Consider the following 15,777-nt stretch of genomic DNA (forward strand, 5'->3'; position numbering starts at 1 on the left):
TTTTATTAGTTATCCGTTTTATTTTTACTATACCATTGCTTTTGTGCATACTCATCACTTTCTTTCTGTTCTGCACGTTCCTGTTTTAACTGCAACGTCAATTTTACCTTTTCAATCAATTTAACCACCGCATCTTGTTCAGCCTTTTTCTGCATATACAATTTCTCAAAATGAGTACGCTGTTTTATCAAGTGTGAAAGCTGTGCGTTGAGTTGAGATAGTGCGGTGTCAAGCTGTGAAATAAACTCGATCCGCCGGCGTAAATACCCGACCGTTGTAGCTGGCAGGTTAGTGGCGTTATTTAACTGAGTTACATAGTCCTGCCGATAATTCAATAACTGATCATGGCGTTGTTTACTGGTTAAAAACTGCTGCCTTGCCCTGGCCCAATCATTCGCGGCCTGCTGCGTGGCTTTTTCTTTAATCGCAAGCAGCTGTGTTAAACGCATCAGACGCTGGTTCATTCCCCTAGCCTTCCAATGAAGAAGCTATTTCAGCCAATTGGATTAAACTTTGTTCGAAATCAGCCTTTTCATCAATCGCCTGAGCAATATATTCCCTGATTTTTTCACGGTAGACAATGGCTTTATCCAATTGCTTGTCGCTACCCTTGGTATAAGCGCCTAATAAGACAAAATCCTTGTTTTTCTCATAAATTGACAGATATTTCTTTAATACGAGCATTTGCTCCATTTGTTCTTTGGAAACAATAGACGGCATAACCCGGCTGATAGACGCCTCAAGATCAATTGCCGGATATTGTCCTGACTCAGCCAGCTCACGGTTTAAAACAATATGACCATCAAGAATGGCGCGCGCAGCATCCGCAATAGGATCCTGTTGATCATCGCCTTCGGTTAATACAGTATAAAAAGCAGTGACTGAACCACTGCCCGGCAAGCCATTTCCTGCTCGTTCCACTAACTGGGGCAATTTGGCAAATACGGATGGCGGATATCCTTTTGTTGCAGGCGGTTCGCCGATTGACAGGGCAATTTCCCGTTGCGCCTGGGCAAAACGGGTTAATGAATCCATCAGTAATAAAACATGCTTGCCTTGATCGCGAAAATATTCAGCAATACTGGTCGCAACCATAGCGCCATGCAAACGCATCAACGGGCTTTCGTCAGCGGGTGCTGCAACCACCACTGCCCGCTCCAGCCCTTCGTCACCCAAAATGCTTTCAATAAATTCCTTCACTTCCCGGCCGCGCTCGCCTATCAGGCCAACCACAACCAAATCGGCGGTTGTATAGCGCGTCATCATACCAAGCAATACAGATTTACCAACACCACTACCGGCAAACAAACCAATCCGCTGCCCACGGCCAACTGTCAGCAGACCATTAATTGCACGCACGCCGACATCCAGCGGCCGGTCAATTACTGCCCGTTTCAGCGGATTAAAAGGCTGGCTTAACAAGGGATAGGTTTCAAGCATTTCCATCATACCGCGGGTATCGATAGGTAAACCGGCGCCATTTAATACCCGGCCCAGCAAATGATTGCCGACACTGACCTGAGCAACCCGGCCGCTGGGAGCGATAAGCATACCAGGTGCAATACCCTGAGTATGGCCAATAGACATCAAATAGGCTTTGTCATTGTCAAAGCCGACAACTTCGGCTTCAACCCGCTCTGATTTGCTAATTTTCACCCAACATCGCGCCCCTACCGGCTGATGAAACCCCTTGGCCTCGAGAGTCAACCCCACTGCCCGGCTAACCCGTCCGCAACGCCTTAATCCTGTTCCTGGATTCACACGCATTGCACGCAATGTGTTGCCCAGGGCCGACAGGAACATCATGAAGCACCATTATTATAAAAGTCAGTATCTTCTATCGCTTCGTCGGTACTGAAATAGTTGCTGAACAGATTGAGCAGCCGTGATTTAAGCCGCCCATCAAGCTCGGTGTGTTCGCCTCTTAAATAAAAATCGCCTTTAACCAACTCTTTATCAGAGGACAGCATAGTCAATAATTTACTGAATTTATTCTCATCAAGATTGGCTTTCAGCCATTCGACATCTTCGGGATTCATTACCAGTTGACGCGCCCCCTGTACTGAAGGTAATTCTGCTTTAATCTGTTCAACTATCGCCAACAGCTTTTCAGGGTGCAGGGAAAGCTCTACTCCAATACAGGCTTCGCAAATCCATAAAATAGTCTGAATCACTTCATCATTAATGGCCTTATCCAATAACCGCACCGGCTCCTGGATTAACAATAGCCATTCGGATAGCTCCGTCATTTTGGGAATGGCTTCGATTTCGGCCTGTTTTCGTCCTTCCTCATATCCCTTTTCCCGTGCCTGTTGAAGCACTTGTTCGCGCTGGGCCTCCTGCTCGGCCTGTAAATCAATCGGCGGCGGTTCAGGCTCCTTTTCTTCGGGCATCTTTAACTCCCAGACACTGAATTGGTCCGGTAATTTTTCTTCAAACGCCGGCTGGAAATCTTCGTTTTTGTCCTTCTCAATCATCATCCAGTCCTTAGATCATTTCCTCGCCGCCCTTAGTGCCAAGCGCAATCTTGCCTTCATCCGCCATGCTTCTGGCAATTGCCAGAATTTCTTTTTGAGCCTTCTCAACATCGCTGACTTTAACCGGCCCTTGCATTTCCAAATCTTCACGCAAGAGATCGCCGGCTCGTTTCGACATATTGGCGAATATTTTTTCTTTAACCGGTTCGGTTGTCCCTTTTAATGCCAGCATCAACTGTTCTGTCGACACTTCGCGCAACAAGGTCTGCACACTGCGGTTATCCATATCAATAAGGTTTTCAAAGACGAACATTTTGTCTTTAATTTTTTCGCAGACCTCCTGATCCCAGTCATTAATTTTATTCAGTACCTCTTCTTCAACTGCCCCTTCAAGGTAATTGATTACGTCAGCAACAGCTTTAATGCCCCCGACTGATGCCATTTTATTGACTTTCTGACCGCTGATCTGCTTTTCAATGACATGACCGAGCTCTGAAATCGCCTCTGGTTTTACAGTTTCGATAGTACACATCCGCAATAGCACTTCAGCCCGTTTCTCAGGCGTAAAATAACTTACAACCTCAGCGGCCTGCTCACTATCAAGGTGAATAAGGATGGTTGCAATAATCTGCGGGTGTTCGTTACGGATAACATCAGCAATGAGCCTTCCATCAAGCCATTTCAGGCGGTTTAAGCCATTGTCTTTATCAGAAACCAGAATTCGGTCAATAAAGGGTATTGCCATTTCCTCGCCAAGCGCGTTGATCAAAACCCGGCGCAAGTAGTTTTCCGCATCAACAGCAAGGCTGGTCTGATCTTCAATTGCGTGAAGAAAATCATTAAGCACATTCTGCATTTTAGCTTTACTGACATTATTCAGCGTAGCAATAGCCACGCCGACTTTTTGTACCTGCCTCGGCTCAAGATGTTTTAACACTTCAGCGGCATTTTCTTCACCCATACCCAATAGCAGTATTGCTGCACGTTCTATTCCATCCATACCTATTACCCCCGATCAACCCAGGTTTTTACTACTTGTGCAACACGCTTTGGTTCCTTATCAACAACAGTACGCAACAATGCTATCTGGGAATCATAATCTGTCGCGGCCGGCAATCCCCCTGCTCCTTCTTTGGTTTCTGACTCAGCTGTTTGCTCAACTTCTTTTTCAACAACCTTGTCGGCGGCCAGTGTCTTGAATAAAGGCCTTAAAACTCCAAAAAGTATCATAAGAATCAATAGTGCACCGGCAGTTTGTTTAACGGCAGGCCAGAACCAGTCCTGTTGCCAGAACTTCAGCTCCGGTAACGGTGCAAGCGGCTCAGGTTTGACAAAATTACTATTAACCACATTAATGCTGTCGCCGCGTTCGGCATTAAAGCCGATTGCATCGGCAACCAGGACACGGACCTGATCCAATTCTTCTTTGGATAAAGGTTTCATTTCCATTTTTTTGGTTTTTTCATCATAAACCGGCCTGTTATCAACCAATACCGCCACTGTCAAACGTTTGACAGTACCTGGCTGATTTTTGGTATGGCTAATGGTTTTATCGAGTTCAAAGTTTCTTGTACTTTGTTTCTGAAAGTCATTAGCCTCAAAATCATCGGTTTGATCGGTACTGACCTGACGGTTATTCTGCTGATTACCGGTATTGTTTTGTGGTTGCTGCAGAGCAGCGCTGCCTGGGGCACGGTTGGAGAGCGCACCTGGTACGCCAGTAGGACCCGCGCCGACATTACGCTTCTCTTCCATCGTCTGTTCGCTGCGAATAGCCGCCTGCTCGGGATTATACATTTCCTGTGTCTGCTCAAAGGATGTAAAATCGACGTCGGCAGAAACTTTTACTTTTACCCGGCCATATCCTACAAACGGCGTCAGAATATCCTGAATTTTCTGAGTATACTGTTGCTCCAGAGTCTGACGGTAATCCATAAAACGTTCAGTATTGGTAAAGAGCGTCTGTCCCGCGCCTTCACTTAATAATTGGCCATTCTGATCAACAACTGTAACTCGGCTGGCATGGAGGTTCGGAATACTTGAAGCAACCAGGTTTACAATAGATGAAATGGTTTGCTTGGTCACTTCGGCGCCAGGGTAAACATCGATAAATACCGAAGCGCTGGGTTCTTTATTATCGCGGACAAAGGCTGATTCACGAGGAATTGCGAGATGCACACGTGCGGTTTTTATATCATGAAACTGACTGACAGTACGCGCCAACTCGATTTCGAGCGCCTGTTTATAACGGGCGTTTTCCATAAACTGGCTGGTATTAAACGCATTGCTATTACCAAAAAGCTCTGCTGTAGCGCTATTGCCGCGCGGCAAACCCTCAGCGGCCAATTTCATTCGAGCCCGCTGCACATCGCTGGCAACAACCATAACTGTGCCGTTATTTTCATCCACTTTAAACGGAATGGCATTTCGTTGCAGTACATCGACTACGTCTGCGGAATCTCTTGGCGTCAACTGCCCATATAATGGCATGTAGTTAGGTTCACGCGACCATAAAACGACCGAAACGCCTATAGCAATACTTGCAGCCAAACCTAACAACAAACCCAGTTGCCTGGCCAAAGAAAGGCTGGCAAACCGGGTTGCTGCATTCAGAGCGTTTTCAGCCAATGCCATTGTTTATCTCCTGCGTCGCATATTAAACACTTGCTTCGATTAGATCGGCATATTCATGATATCCTGATAAGCCTGAACCAATTTGTTCCGAACTTGCAGGGTAGCATCAAAGGCAAGGGATGATTTTTGAGCGGCAACCATTACATCGCCAATACTGACGTTAGGATCGCCAATTTCATAACTGGTGCGCAGGTTTTCGGTAGTTTTCTGCAGGCCATTGACTTCATTCAACGCTTTACGGAACAGCGCATTAAAGGGCGACGGATCAGCCAGCGCTTCAATACTGCTGCCTCCAGCCCGGGCTGCCATAATTTGCATCTGATTAATTAATGATACTGTATTGCTTACATCACTCATGGTATATCCCTTTTCTCACACATTCTGCCTCGCCCCAAGCCTTTTGGCTATTGACCACTATGGCAACGCCCAATGCTGTATTAATTATAGTCAAAATTACACTACATATCCTTCTTCACGCATTTTTGCCAATTTATATCGCAATGTACGCTCACTGACGCCTAATACAGCAGCAACCTCCTGTCTATTACCATTATGCGCTTTTAAAGTCTGCTCGATAATATCAAATTCGTGATCCTGCAGATTTTTTTCTTCCATTTTAACTGATTCTGGCTGGCGAATGCTAGTAAAATCAGGCAGTTGTAAGTGTTCTGCTTCAATTACGCCTTGTGCCTGCAAAATTAATGCCCGTTGGATCACATTATCGAGCTCGCGAGCATTACCTGGCCAGGAGTAATTTAGCAGAAATCGCTCAGCACATGGGCTTAAACTTGGTACAATCGGCATATTATTGCTGCAATGTTTGCGAATCAGGTATTGCGCCAATGGAATAATATCGCAGGCCCGCTCGCGTAATGGCAGCCAGTGTAAGGGAAATATATTCAGACGATAATATAAATCTTCCCGGAAACGCCCATGCCGGACCTCCTCCAATAACTGCCGGTTACTGGTTGCCAACACCCGCACATCGAGACTAATCATTTTGTTGGAACCAATACGCTCAACTTCTTTTTCCTGTAATACCCGTAGCAATTTTGCCTGTAAAGGCAGGCTCATTTCGCTGACTTCATCAAGCAACAACGTTCCTCCCTGCGCTTGTTCGAATTTACCCGGCGTTGATTTATAGGCGCCGGTAAACGCCCCTTTTTCATAACCAAACAATGTTGCCTCCAGCATTTGCTCTGGAATTGCCGCACAGTTAATCGCCACAAAGGGATGTGAACGCCGGGGAGAATGATCATGGATAAAATGAGCCAGTACTTCTTTTCCGGTTCCGCTTTCACCGGTAATCATCACGCCAACATCAGACTGGGCTACCCGTAGCGCCATTGACAGTAAAGCCTGACTTTTGGGATCAGCGGCTACCGGCTGATTATCGCTGCCGTCAAAATCAGCTTTAATGTATTTATTAATTTTTTCGGTAAGCGTATTAGCGCTGAATGGTTTTTGCAGATAATCCACTGCACCGTGGCGCATGGCATTTACGGCATCATCAACTGAGCCATGAGCAGTCATCAGAATTACTGGAATCCCAGGATTTCTGCGCTGAATTTCAGCAAGAAGCTGTTGACCGTCCAGTTTGTCCATTCGAATATCGCTCAATACAATTGCAGGACTATGGCGTTCCAGCATTGCCAAAGCTTCACGGCCATCACGTGCTGCCAGGTATGAATGACCGGCAATATTCATAGTTTCCGCAATCGCTTCACGCAACACAGGATCATCTTCAACAATTAATACGTCGCTCATGATTTAATCCTTTAACATTGAACGTGTTTTAAACACGCCTTAAGGTAGATGAATAGTTATACAACATCCCTGACCGGGCGATGAAACCAGATCAGTATAACCGCCGTGTGCTTTCACAACAGCTTGCACTACCGCTAAACCAAGACCTGTTCCCTGTGCCTTGGTAGTATAAAAAGGAGCAAACGCCTGTGCTTTCACCTCCTCTGTCATACCTGGCCCGTCATCCTGGACACAAATAAAAAACGCCTGTTCACCATCAGGCTTCATCATCAAAAATATATTCTCAGCTCCAGCCTGTAAAGCATTATTTACCAGATTTAATACTGCACCGGCTAAGGATTCCTGATGAAGATAGTAATTAATGGAGGGTAATTGATTATCAATCATTATTTTTACTGCCGCTCCGTCTTCAATCATCCTGACTCTGTTCTCCAAATCCCTTGACCATGAGGGCAAGTCGACCATTGCAAGCTCTATTGCTTCGCCGCGGGCAAACAGCAGTAAATCCTGAATCTGATGTTCTATACTACGATGCGATTCCTGAATGCGGTTTAACCATTGTTGGCTGCGCGAATCGTGCGCCAACCGGTTAGTCAGATGATCGCAATAAAGCGTAGCCGACGCCAGTGGCGTCCTGATCTGGTGCGCAAGCTGTGCCGTCATATTGCCAATAGCCGCCAACCGCCCCTGATGCGCCTTGCTATGCTCATATTCCCTGCTTGCCGTCATATCAATCAGCGTAATCAGCGAACCTGGTATGCTATCCAGGCTGGATACGGAAACATTAACCCGCCTGCCATCAACCAATGAAATTTCATGGCCATCATCCTCCCGCGGCGAGAAGGCTCTGGCAATCACTGAAAGCCAGACCGAACCAAGCAAATCATTGCCAAGAAAATTTTTCGCGGCAGCATTAACCCATATCACCGTCCCCCGGGCATTCAGTACAACCAGACCACAGGTTAAGGTATTAAGAATCTCATGTTCCAATAATGCAAATGACTGCTGGCTTTTCACCGGACTTTCACTGCATAGCATAATTTATAGTGTTTTAAATAGGTTTACTATGACTTTAACAAGTTTTTCAACAAAATAGAATATGCTTGGCATAGGTTGGGAGGGCTTTGTTGAAATTATGTCGAGAAATTGAGTGTTGGGCTTTACAGCCCAACACTCCTTTGGATAAGCAGGTAAAAACTACTTTTTTTTCGCCTGCTCATCCAGTGTTTTCAGCCAGGCCAGCTTATCGGCGATTTTTGCTTCAAGCCCCCGATTCACCGGCTGATACCAGCCCGGCTCTTTCATACCCTCAGGAAAATAATTTTCACCGGCAGCATAACCATGAGGCTCATCATGAGCATACCGGTATTCGTGGCCATAGCCCAGATTTTTCATCAACTTTGTAGGCGCATTGCGCAGATGGATAGGGACTTCCCGGGTTTTGTCCTGTTTTACATAACTTCGTGCCTTGTTGTACGCGACATAGCCGGCATTGCTTTTTGCAGCGGCGGCTAGATAAATAATAGCCTGCGCCAATGCCAGTTCCCCCTCCGGCGACCCCAGTCGTTCATACGTTGCGGCCGCATCATTGGCAATCTGCATGGCGCGGGGATCGGCAAGGCCTATATCTTCCCAGGCCATCCTAATAATCCGTCGTGCCAGATAACGCGGATCGACTCCCCCATCAAGCATCCGGGTTAACCAATACAGAGCTGCATCAGGATTTGAGCCGCGTACTGATTTATGCAGGGCTGAAATCTGATCATAGAAATAATCACCGCCTTTATCAAAGCGACGTCCCGCTGGCGATAATACTTCTTGTATCAAATCAGCATTGATTGTTCGGGTCTTTTTTACTGCTGCCGCTATATCCAGTTGCTCCAGCAAATTTAACATCCGTCTGGCATCACCATCGGCGTGGGCAATCACAACGTTTATAGCCTGTTCATCAAACTCAAGATTATTTAAGAAAGGCAAGGCGCGCATAAATAGCTGCTCAAGTTCATCTTCACTTAAAGATTTAAGTACATAAACCTGAGAGCGGGATAACAGCGCTGAATTAACCTCAAACGAAGGATTCTCTGTTGTTGCGCCAATAAAGGTCAGCAAACCAGATTCAGTGAAGGGCAGCAAAGCGTCTTGCTGGGCCTTATTAAAGCGATGAATCTCATCAATAAATAAAATGGTCTGGCGCTGCATAATCAGATTCTGACGCGCTTGCTCAACCGCATCCCGAATATCCTTCACACCAGCCAGAACTGCTGACAGGGCAATCCACTCGCAATCAAAGGCTTTCGCGCTGATTTGCGCCAACGTGGTTTTACCAACTCCGGGCGGTCCCCAGAATATCATGGAGTGCGGTTTGCCTGACTCAAAAGCAAGTCTTAACGGTTTGCCTTCGGCCAGAAGATGGCTCTGACCTATCACTTCATCCCAATGCGCAGGACGTAAACGTTCCGCTAACGGAATATGGACCGGTTTGTCTTTCATTGCTTCACTACATCAACGCCTTTGGGCGGTTTGAATTTAAAAAGAGTATCAGACAAACCTGGATTATTTTTAATTTTGCTTAATTTAACAACGGTATGCTGATTGAGCTGGTCAAAAAACTCTATGCTTGTCAACGTTTCACCATTAAACGTCAGCTTGACGCGCTGAAAATTTTCTTTGCCTGATTTAGCATGTAGATCAAAGGTTTTAGTTTTCTCATTCCCGCTGGCAGTGACCGTAAAATCCCGGTTTACCGTATCATCATAACCGCTTAAAAATAATGCCGGTGTTCCCCCCAGGCCCTTCTCTTGTTTTTTAACCGTTACCTGCTCCAGATCAACGTCATAAACCCATAATTTCTGGCTATCAGCAACCACCAGTTGTTCCATAGGGCTTTTGGTTTGCCAGCGAAAACGGCCGGGACGGGAAAGCGCCATCGTACCTGACGAACTGGATACTTCCCGTTTGCCCGCTTTCACGATCTGACTAAAATTGGCAGTCATGCTATGAATCGCATTCAGTCTCGCCTGCACATCTTCGGCAGCAGTTAATGCAAAAATCGGTTTAAGAATCAGTAAAGCCAACAATCCAATGGATTTTCTCATCATTATTCCTCTGTAACTGAATTGACCAATACATCCCGGTAGCCGCCATCAAGCGGGCCAACAATCCCGGTACGCTCCATCTCTTCAACCAGACGGGCAGCGCGGTTGTAACCAATTTTTAACCGGCGCTGCACTGCTGAGATACTTGCTTTGCGGGTCTGAATAACAAACTCAACCGCCTGATCATACAAGGGATCGCTTTCTTCAGTGGCCTGTCCGCCCTCACCCTCCCCGCCGCCTTCAGCGGGATCAAAAGTCTGGGTAATCTCATCAATATACTCAGGCTCTCCTCGCGCACGCCAGTCTTCAGCTACGCCATGCACTTCATGGTCATCAACAAATGCGCCATGCACCCTTAACGGCGCACCGGTACCTGGCGCCAGATACAACATATCACCATGACCGAGCAATTGTTCTGCGCCCTGTTGATCAAGGATAGTACGAGAATCAATTTTTGAGGAAACCTGGAATGAAATTCGAGTAGGAATATTCGATTTGATTAAACCAGTCAGGACATCCACAGACGGCCGTTGGGTAGCAAGAATCAAGTGGATACCGGCCGCACGCGCCTTCTGAGCGATACGGGCAATCAATTGCTCCACTTTTTTGCCCACAACCATCATCATATCCGCTAACTCGTCAATGACGACTACAATATAGGGTAATGTCTGTAACTCAGGCGCTTTATCATCGACAGAATCAATCGGTTTCCATAATGGGTCAACCAGCGGCTCTCCGGCTGCTATTGCGTCCGTGACCTTGGTATTAAACCCGGCAAGGTTCCGTACTCCGAGAGCCGCCATCAGACGGTATCTGCGCTCCATTTCCGCCACACACCAACGCAGAGCGCTCGCCGCTTCTTTCATGTCGGTAACCACGGGCGTCAGCAAATGCGGAATACCATCATAGATTGATAGCTCAAGCATCTTGGGATCGACCATAATCAGCCTGACCTGTTCCGGCGTTGCCTTAAATAACAGGCTTAAAATCATGGCGTTAATTCCTACCGATTTACCAGAACCGGTTGTTCCTGCAACCAGCAAATGCGGCATTTTTGCCAGATCAACCACCATCGGGTGGCCGGCAATATCAACCCCCAAAGCCAGAGTTAACGGTGAGTGAGCCTGCAAATAAACGTCTGCAGACAATACGGCAGACAGTCTGACCATATCACGATACTGGTTAGGCAGCTCAAGGCCGACTACAGTTTTACCGGGAATAACCTCCACTACCCGTACGCTGGTAACAGAAAGGGAGCGGGCCAGATCCTTGGATAATGCAGACAGTTTGCTGACCTTGATTCCTGCCGCCAATTGTAATTCAAAACGGGTAATCACTGGGCCCGGATGCACCGCAACTACATCGGCCTGAATGCCAAAATCAAGCAGATGCTGCTCAACTTCACGCGACATATGCTCAAGCTCCTGATGAGTATAACCGCCCAAGGGTTTACCGGGCTGAGCTTTGTCAAGCAGCGATAAGGATGGCAGGCTGCCGGAAACGGCCGATTTTGCCGCACGCGGCGGTTTGACTGGTTTTTCAACCGGTTTTTCAACAATAGTCACTGCCGGCGCTGTCGCTGCAAGCACAGGCATCGGCTCGGCCGATTGAGGGGTAATCGCGGTCGGTGCAGACACTGACGGCTTTTCTTTCGGCTCTTTTTTTGCTGCGATTGGGAACAGGCGTTTTTCCGTTTTTGGAGCCTCAGCGGATTTGGCTCGCTGCTCTTGCATGCGCTGGCTCCACCGCATCATTTTGCCTGCCCCTGATCGGGCATAGCGAACAACAGTATTAATGGCAAGCAGAGTATAACAACCAATAAATTCGGTGGTGCGAATCCAGGAGAGGCCCGTCAACCAGGTTACGCCAACCAGAAAAATAGCCAGCAGCAACAGAGTGGCGCCCTGAATATTTAACGCATAATTAAAGCCTCTGGCTATATAATCTCCCAGCAGCCCGCCTGCACTCTGGCTGCCGTCAATTGCGATTATTCCAGGCTCCAGGCTCAATAAACCACAGCCGCCCGTCATGGCAAGAATTAAACCGCTGGCCTTCAGCAGCAAGCCATGTTGATTGACCGTACGCGTGGTACGGTGTTCCTGCAAGACTACCCAGGCAACATATGCGGCACAAACTGGCAGCAGGCAGGAAAAATAACCAAAAAGCCAATACAGGGCGTCAGCAACATATGCCCCCACTTGTCCGCCGGCATTGGCCACGCTGCCGCTTCGGCTGACATGAGTCCAGCCTGGATCAGCGGCGTTATAGGTTCCAAGCGCCAAAAGGATAAAAAGTGCTATAGTTAATACTAGAATGAACCCGCCTTCACTAAGGCGTTTCATCAAAAACACTGGCAGTTTCTTTTTTAGGTCGCCAGCGCGCTGACCTGATTCTTGTTTTGCCATAATCTATTTTAAAGTCTATGTTTTTATCTTACTATTCGTTATCTTAACATAATTGTGAGGAAGGCAGATATGCTCAGCACTACCAATCACCACCGCCTGATAATTCTAGGTTCAGGACCAGCAGGTTATACTGCCGCGGTCTACGCTGCAAGAGCTAATTTAAAACCAGTGCTTATTACCGGGATGCAACCGGGAGGTCAGCTGACTACAACAACTGAAGTTGATAACTGGCCTGGCGATGTCGAAGGCCTGATGGGTCCGGCTCTCATGGAGCGTATGCAAAAACATGCCGAACGCTTTGATACCCAGGTTGTTTTTGATCACATTGTCAAAGCTGATTTGCAGCAACGTCCTTTTGTGCTGGAAGGCGATAGCGCGACTTATACTTGCGACGCGCTGATTATTGCAACCGGCGCCTCTGCCCGTTATCTGGGGCTGGAATCGGAGCAGGCCTATCAGGGCCGCGGGGTTTCTGCCTGTGCAACCTGTGATGGCTTTTTCTATCGCAACCGTAATGTCTGTGTAGTCGGCGGCGGCAATACCGCTGTTGAGGAAGCGCTGTATTTATCCAATATTGCAGCCTCAGTCACTTTAATTCACCGCCGCGACACATTACGCGCTGAAAAAATCATGCAGGATAAATTGTTTGAGAAAGCACGCACCGGCAATATTAAACTGCAATGGAACCAGACGCTGGAAGAAGTAGTGGGTAACGGTATGAAAGTCACAGGGGTCAATCTGCGTAATACGATTGACGGCTCGATTACCAATCTGGAAACGGATGGCGTTTTTATCGCTATCGGCCATGATCCAAATACGGGTCTGTTTAAAGGCCAGCTTGATATGAGCGCTGAAGGTTATCTGAAAATCCGCTCAGGTCTGGAGGGCATGGCAACAATGACCAATATTCCAGGCGTTTTTGCCTGCGGCGATGTTGCTGATCATGTCTATCGTCAGGCAATCACTTCAGCGGGCTTTGGTTGTATGGCAGCGCTTGATGCCGAGAAATATTTCGAGCTTGGCGGCCATTGATTGTGCACGAGGATTTTTATTTCCCCCATCCTGAATATAGCGATAAGCAGGGTTTGCTGATGATAGGCGGTGATTTATCACCGCAGCGCCTTCTTACCGCCTATCAGGGCGGTATTTTTCCCTGGTTTGAGCCTGGGTGTCCTATCTTATGGTGGTCGCCCAATCCACGTCTGGTTATTTATCCGCAAGATTTTAAAGTGTCCCGCAGCCTGACGAAGTCGCTAAAAAAACCGTATCGTTTTACCATCGATACTGATTTCAAAGCCGTCATCAATGCGTGCGCTACTGTTTCAGGCCGTATTGGCAATACCTGGATCAGTAAGGATATGCTGGCAGCATATTGTGAGTTGCATGAGATGGGCTATGCCCATTCATTTGAGATCTGGAATGAACAGAATCAGTTAATTGGCGGTCTGTATGGCGTAAGCCTGGGGCGGGCGTTCTTTGGCGAATCAATGTTTCACCATGAGCGCGATGCCTCCAAAATCGCTTTTTATCATTTATGCCAAACTATGCTGGCCTGGAAGTTTGACTTTATTGACTGTCAAATGCCGACTGCCCATTTAATGCGCCTGGGCGCTAAAATTATCAGCCGGAAAGAATTTCTTTATCGTCTTGGGTTGGCGGTACAAAAACCGACTTGTGCAGGTTTATGGAGTAACAATTGCTAGAAGCATTGCCATTTTTCCGGTTTTAGTGCACTATTTGCCCTTATTTGAATATTATTTATTTTTGAGAGATATATGGCTAAAGAAGATCATATTGAAATGCTTGGTACTGTAATCGATACCCTGCCAAACACCATGTTCCGAGTGGAATTGGAAAACGGGCATATCATAACCGCGCATATTTCAGGCCGCATGCGTAAAAATTACATCCGCATTCTGACTGGTGACAAGGTAAAAGTTGAATTAACGCCTTATGATTTGACAAAAGGCCGGATTATTTTCAGAGATAAGAACTGATTATATTTGTTGGGCTATACAGCCCAACACATCCCCGTTAATCCCCCGCAATCATCATCTCATTAACCAGAATCGATCCGCACCGGGTGGAAATATTCGGGTTGACATCATTGCCCACTGCAACAATCCCTGAAAACATGTCTTTCAAATTACCTGCAATAGTAATTTCTTCAACCGGAAATTGAATTTCGCCGTTTTCAACCCAAAAACCGGTAGCGCCTCGGGAATAATCACCTGTAATACCGTTCACTCCATGCCCCATCAATTCAGTTACCAGTAATCCAGTATCCATTTTGCGCAGTAAATCCTGTAAATCACCTGCATTGGGGTCGAGGGTCAGATTGTGGACGCCGCCTGCGTTGGCTGTTGTTTTTAATCCCATGCGGCGGGCTGAATAACTACCGAGAACGTATTGGCATAAACGGCCGTCTTCGATAAAAATATTATTACGGGTAGGCACACCCTCACTATCAAATGGTGAACTGCCCAATCCTCGTAATAGATGAGGCTGTTCATAAATTTTAAAGCCGGCCGGAAAAATCTGTTTACCAAGAGAATCCAGTAAAAATGAATTTTTGCGATAAAGATTCGAACCGCTGACCGCGTTAATGAAGCTTGATAATAAGCCGCTGGACACCCGTGAGGAAAATAAAACCGGCGCCTTTTGAGTTTTTACTTTCCGCGCCCCCAATCGCCGCGTAACGCGCTCTGCTGTGCTCTCAGCCAACTTCAGCAGGCAGGATAGATCATCAGGATGACGGGCGGTTATATAATCATAATCGCGCTGCATAAGTTCGCCTTCGTGGGCAATCAGTGAGCAGCTGACGCTATGGCGTGAGCCGTGGATAATCCCTTCACCGCCATACGTATTGGCAAAGGCGTGATGAAAGGTATAAGTAGAAAAATTTACGCCATCCGAATTTTTAATCCGCGCATCCAGCGACAAGGCATGTTGTTCACAGGCCAGCGCCTTTTCAATTGCCTGTGGCGGTGTAATTGACCAGGGATGGTACAGATCAAGATCTTCAAACTGGTTAGTCATCAAATCACGATCAGCAAGCCCAAAACAGGGATCTTCAGCGCTGACCCGGGCAATATCGCAAGCAGCCGACACCAGAGCGTCAAGCGCGGCTGGCGAAATATCCGTACTGCTTGCACCACCCTTACGCTGGCCAATATACACCACCAGGCTCACGCCTTTATCTTCGCTAAATGCAACTGTCTCTACCTGCTGCATGCGCACATCAACCGAATAGCCAATGTCGTTATTCACTGAAACAGTCGCATCAGTCGCACCTTGCGCTTTCGCTCTTTTCAGGACATCATGCATTAATGCCGATAAATCGCTTGCCGTATTTTGCTGCACTCTGGTAAGATTTTCTTTAGTTTTTGGCATGGCCTT

General features: G+C 47.1%; 14 protein-coding genes and 2 pseudogenes. 3 read left to right on the forward strand and 13 right to left on the reverse strand.

The window, feature by feature from the left end; all coding sequences use genetic code 11:
• Positions 1-5 precede the first annotated feature (5 nt).
• From fliJ to ACFORL_RS12795, 12 genes and pseudogenes are all read right to left on the reverse strand, one after another.
• Positions 6-464 carry a flagellar export protein FliJ gene (gene fliJ, locus ACFORL_RS02180; protein ID WP_382340646.1) on the reverse strand — a complete coding sequence of 153 codons (459 nt, stop codon included), beginning with the start codon at positions 462-464 and terminating at the stop codon, positions 6-8.
• A gap of 4 nt (positions 465-468) precedes the next feature.
• On the reverse strand, positions 469-1,806 hold the full coding sequence (fliI, locus tag ACFORL_RS02185) for a flagellar protein export ATPase FliI (RefSeq protein ID WP_382340648.1): 1,338 nt from the start codon (positions 1,804-1,806) through the stop codon (positions 469-471).
• Positions 1,803-2,480 carry a FliH/SctL family protein gene (locus ACFORL_RS02190; RefSeq protein ID WP_382340650.1) on the reverse strand — a complete coding sequence of 226 codons (678 nt, stop codon included), beginning with the start codon at positions 2,478-2,480 and terminating at the stop codon, positions 1,803-1,805. The genes fliI and ACFORL_RS02190 overlap by 4 nt, the downstream gene beginning before the upstream one ends.
• Positions 2,481-2,487: 7 nt before the next feature.
• Positions 2,488-3,477 (reverse strand): flagellar motor switch protein FliG, encoded by a 990-nt coding sequence (gene fliG, locus ACFORL_RS02195; protein ID WP_382340652.1) that lies wholly within the window; start codon positions 3,475-3,477, stop codon positions 2,488-2,490.
• A gap of 5 nt (positions 3,478-3,482) precedes the next feature.
• Positions 3,483-5,111, reverse strand: a complete 1,629-nt coding sequence (fliF, locus tag ACFORL_RS02200) for a flagellar basal-body MS-ring/collar protein FliF (protein ID WP_382340653.1) — start codon at positions 5,109-5,111, stop codon at positions 3,483-3,485.
• Positions 5,112-5,150: 39 nt separating this feature from the next.
• Positions 5,151-5,468: a flagellar hook-basal body complex protein FliE gene (gene fliE / locus ACFORL_RS02205; RefSeq protein ID WP_382340655.1), complete on the reverse strand. Its 318-nt coding sequence runs from the start codon at positions 5,466-5,468 to the stop codon at positions 5,151-5,153.
• 96 nt (positions 5,469-5,564) lie between these two features.
• Positions 5,565-6,878, reverse strand: a complete 1,314-nt coding sequence (locus tag ACFORL_RS02210; protein WP_382340657.1) for a sigma-54-dependent transcriptional regulator — start codon at positions 6,876-6,878, stop codon at positions 5,565-5,567.
• 39 nt (positions 6,879-6,917) lie between these two features.
• On the reverse strand, positions 6,918-7,916 hold the full coding sequence (locus ACFORL_RS02215) for a sensor histidine kinase (protein WP_382340659.1): 999 nt from the start codon (positions 7,914-7,916) through the stop codon (positions 6,918-6,920).
• A 159-nt stretch (positions 7,917-8,075) separates the two neighbouring features.
• Entirely contained in the window at positions 8,076-9,368 is a 1,293-nt protein-coding gene (locus tag ACFORL_RS02220; protein WP_382340661.1) for a replication-associated recombination protein A, read from the reverse strand.
• Positions 9,365-9,973, reverse strand: a complete 609-nt coding sequence (lolA, locus tag ACFORL_RS02225; protein WP_382340863.1) for an outer membrane lipoprotein chaperone LolA — start codon at positions 9,971-9,973, stop codon at positions 9,365-9,367. Before lolA ends, ACFORL_RS02220 begins: the two co-directional genes overlap by 4 nt.
• 2 nt (positions 9,974-9,975) lie before the next feature.
• Positions 9,976-11,865, reverse strand: a pseudogene (locus ACFORL_RS02230) (DNA translocase FtsK); the annotation flags it as partial.
• A pseudogene (locus ACFORL_RS12795) lies at positions 11,854-12,378 on the reverse strand (DNA translocase FtsK 4TM domain-containing protein); the annotation flags it as partial. The pseudogenes ACFORL_RS12795 and ACFORL_RS02230, both read right to left, overlap by 12 nt.
• A 69-nt stretch (positions 12,379-12,447) precedes the next feature.
• Here ACFORL_RS12795 and trxB point away from each other — a divergent pair.
• From trxB to infA, 3 genes are all read left to right on the forward strand, one after another.
• Positions 12,448-13,410: a thioredoxin-disulfide reductase gene (gene trxB, locus ACFORL_RS02235; RefSeq protein WP_382340664.1), complete on the forward strand. Its 963-nt coding sequence runs from the start codon at positions 12,448-12,450 to the stop codon at positions 13,408-13,410.
• Between the two features lie 59 nt (positions 13,411-13,469).
• Positions 13,470-14,081 (forward strand): leucyl/phenylalanyl-tRNA--protein transferase, encoded by a 612-nt coding sequence (aat, locus tag ACFORL_RS02240; protein ID WP_382340866.1) that lies wholly within the window; start codon positions 13,470-13,472, stop codon positions 14,079-14,081.
• 72 nt (positions 14,082-14,153) lie between these two features.
• A complete protein-coding gene (gene infA, locus ACFORL_RS02245; RefSeq protein WP_382340666.1) occupies positions 14,154-14,375 on the forward strand; it encodes a translation initiation factor IF-1 in 222 nt (73 codons plus the stop codon).
• 37 nt (positions 14,376-14,412) lie between these two features.
• Here the strand turns inward: infA and pmbA are convergent, their stop codons facing one another.
• Positions 14,413-15,771 carry a metalloprotease PmbA gene (pmbA, locus tag ACFORL_RS02250; protein WP_382340667.1) on the reverse strand — a complete coding sequence of 453 codons (1,359 nt, stop codon included), beginning with the start codon at positions 15,769-15,771 and terminating at the stop codon, positions 14,413-14,415.
• Positions 15,772-15,777: the final 6 nt, after the last annotated feature.

Origin of the sequence: Legionella dresdenensis (genome assembly GCF_042649825.1) — a bacterium.
In the GTDB taxonomy this organism is placed as follows: Bacteria; Pseudomonadota; Gammaproteobacteria; order Legionellales; family Legionellaceae; genus Legionella_C; species Legionella_C dresdenensis.

Bases quoted from the DNA above. Each gene is read 5' to 3' on its own strand.
- ACFORL_RS02220 (WP_382340661.1), bottom strand. From the start codon at position 9,368: ATGAAAGACAAACCGGTCCATATTCCGTTAGCGGAACGTTTACGTCCT.
- pmbA (WP_382340667.1), bottom strand. From the start codon at position 15,771: ATGCCAAAAACTAAAGAAAATCTTACCAGAGTGCAGCAAAATACGGCA.
- ACFORL_RS02210 (WP_382340657.1), bottom strand. From the start codon at position 6,878: ATGAGCGACGTATTAATTGTTGAAGATGATCCTGTGTTGCGTGAAGCG.
- ACFORL_RS02215 (WP_382340659.1), bottom strand. From the start codon at position 7,916: ATGCTATGCAGTGAAAGTCCGGTGAAAAGCCAGCAGTCATTTGCATTA.
- fliJ (WP_382340646.1), bottom strand. From the start codon at position 464: ATGAACCAGCGTCTGATGCGTTTAACACAGCTGCTTGCGATTAAAGAA.
- fliI (WP_382340648.1), bottom strand. From the start codon at position 1,806: ATGATGTTCCTGTCGGCCCTGGGCAACACATTGCGTGCAATGCGTGTG.
- ACFORL_RS02190 (WP_382340650.1), bottom strand. From the start codon at position 2,480: ATGATGATTGAGAAGGACAAAAACGAAGATTTCCAGCCGGCGTTTGAA.
- fliF (WP_382340653.1), bottom strand. From the start codon at position 5,111: ATGGCATTGGCTGAAAACGCTCTGAATGCAGCAACCCGGTTTGCCAGC.
- aat (WP_382340866.1), top strand. From the start codon at position 13,470: ATGATAGGCGGTGATTTATCACCGCAGCGCCTTCTTACCGCCTATCAG.
- trxB (WP_382340664.1), top strand. From the start codon at position 12,448: ATGCTCAGCACTACCAATCACCACCGCCTGATAATTCTAGGTTCAGGA.
- fliE (WP_382340655.1), bottom strand. From the start codon at position 5,468: ATGAGTGATGTAAGCAATACAGTATCATTAATTAATCAGATGCAAATT.
- infA (WP_382340666.1), top strand. From the start codon at position 14,154: ATGGCTAAAGAAGATCATATTGAAATGCTTGGTACTGTAATCGATACC.
- lolA (WP_382340863.1), bottom strand. From the start codon at position 9,973: ATGAGAAAATCCATTGGATTGTTGGCTTTACTGATTCTTAAACCGATT.
- fliG (WP_382340652.1), bottom strand. From the start codon at position 3,477: ATGGATGGAATAGAACGTGCAGCAATACTGCTATTGGGTATGGGTGAA.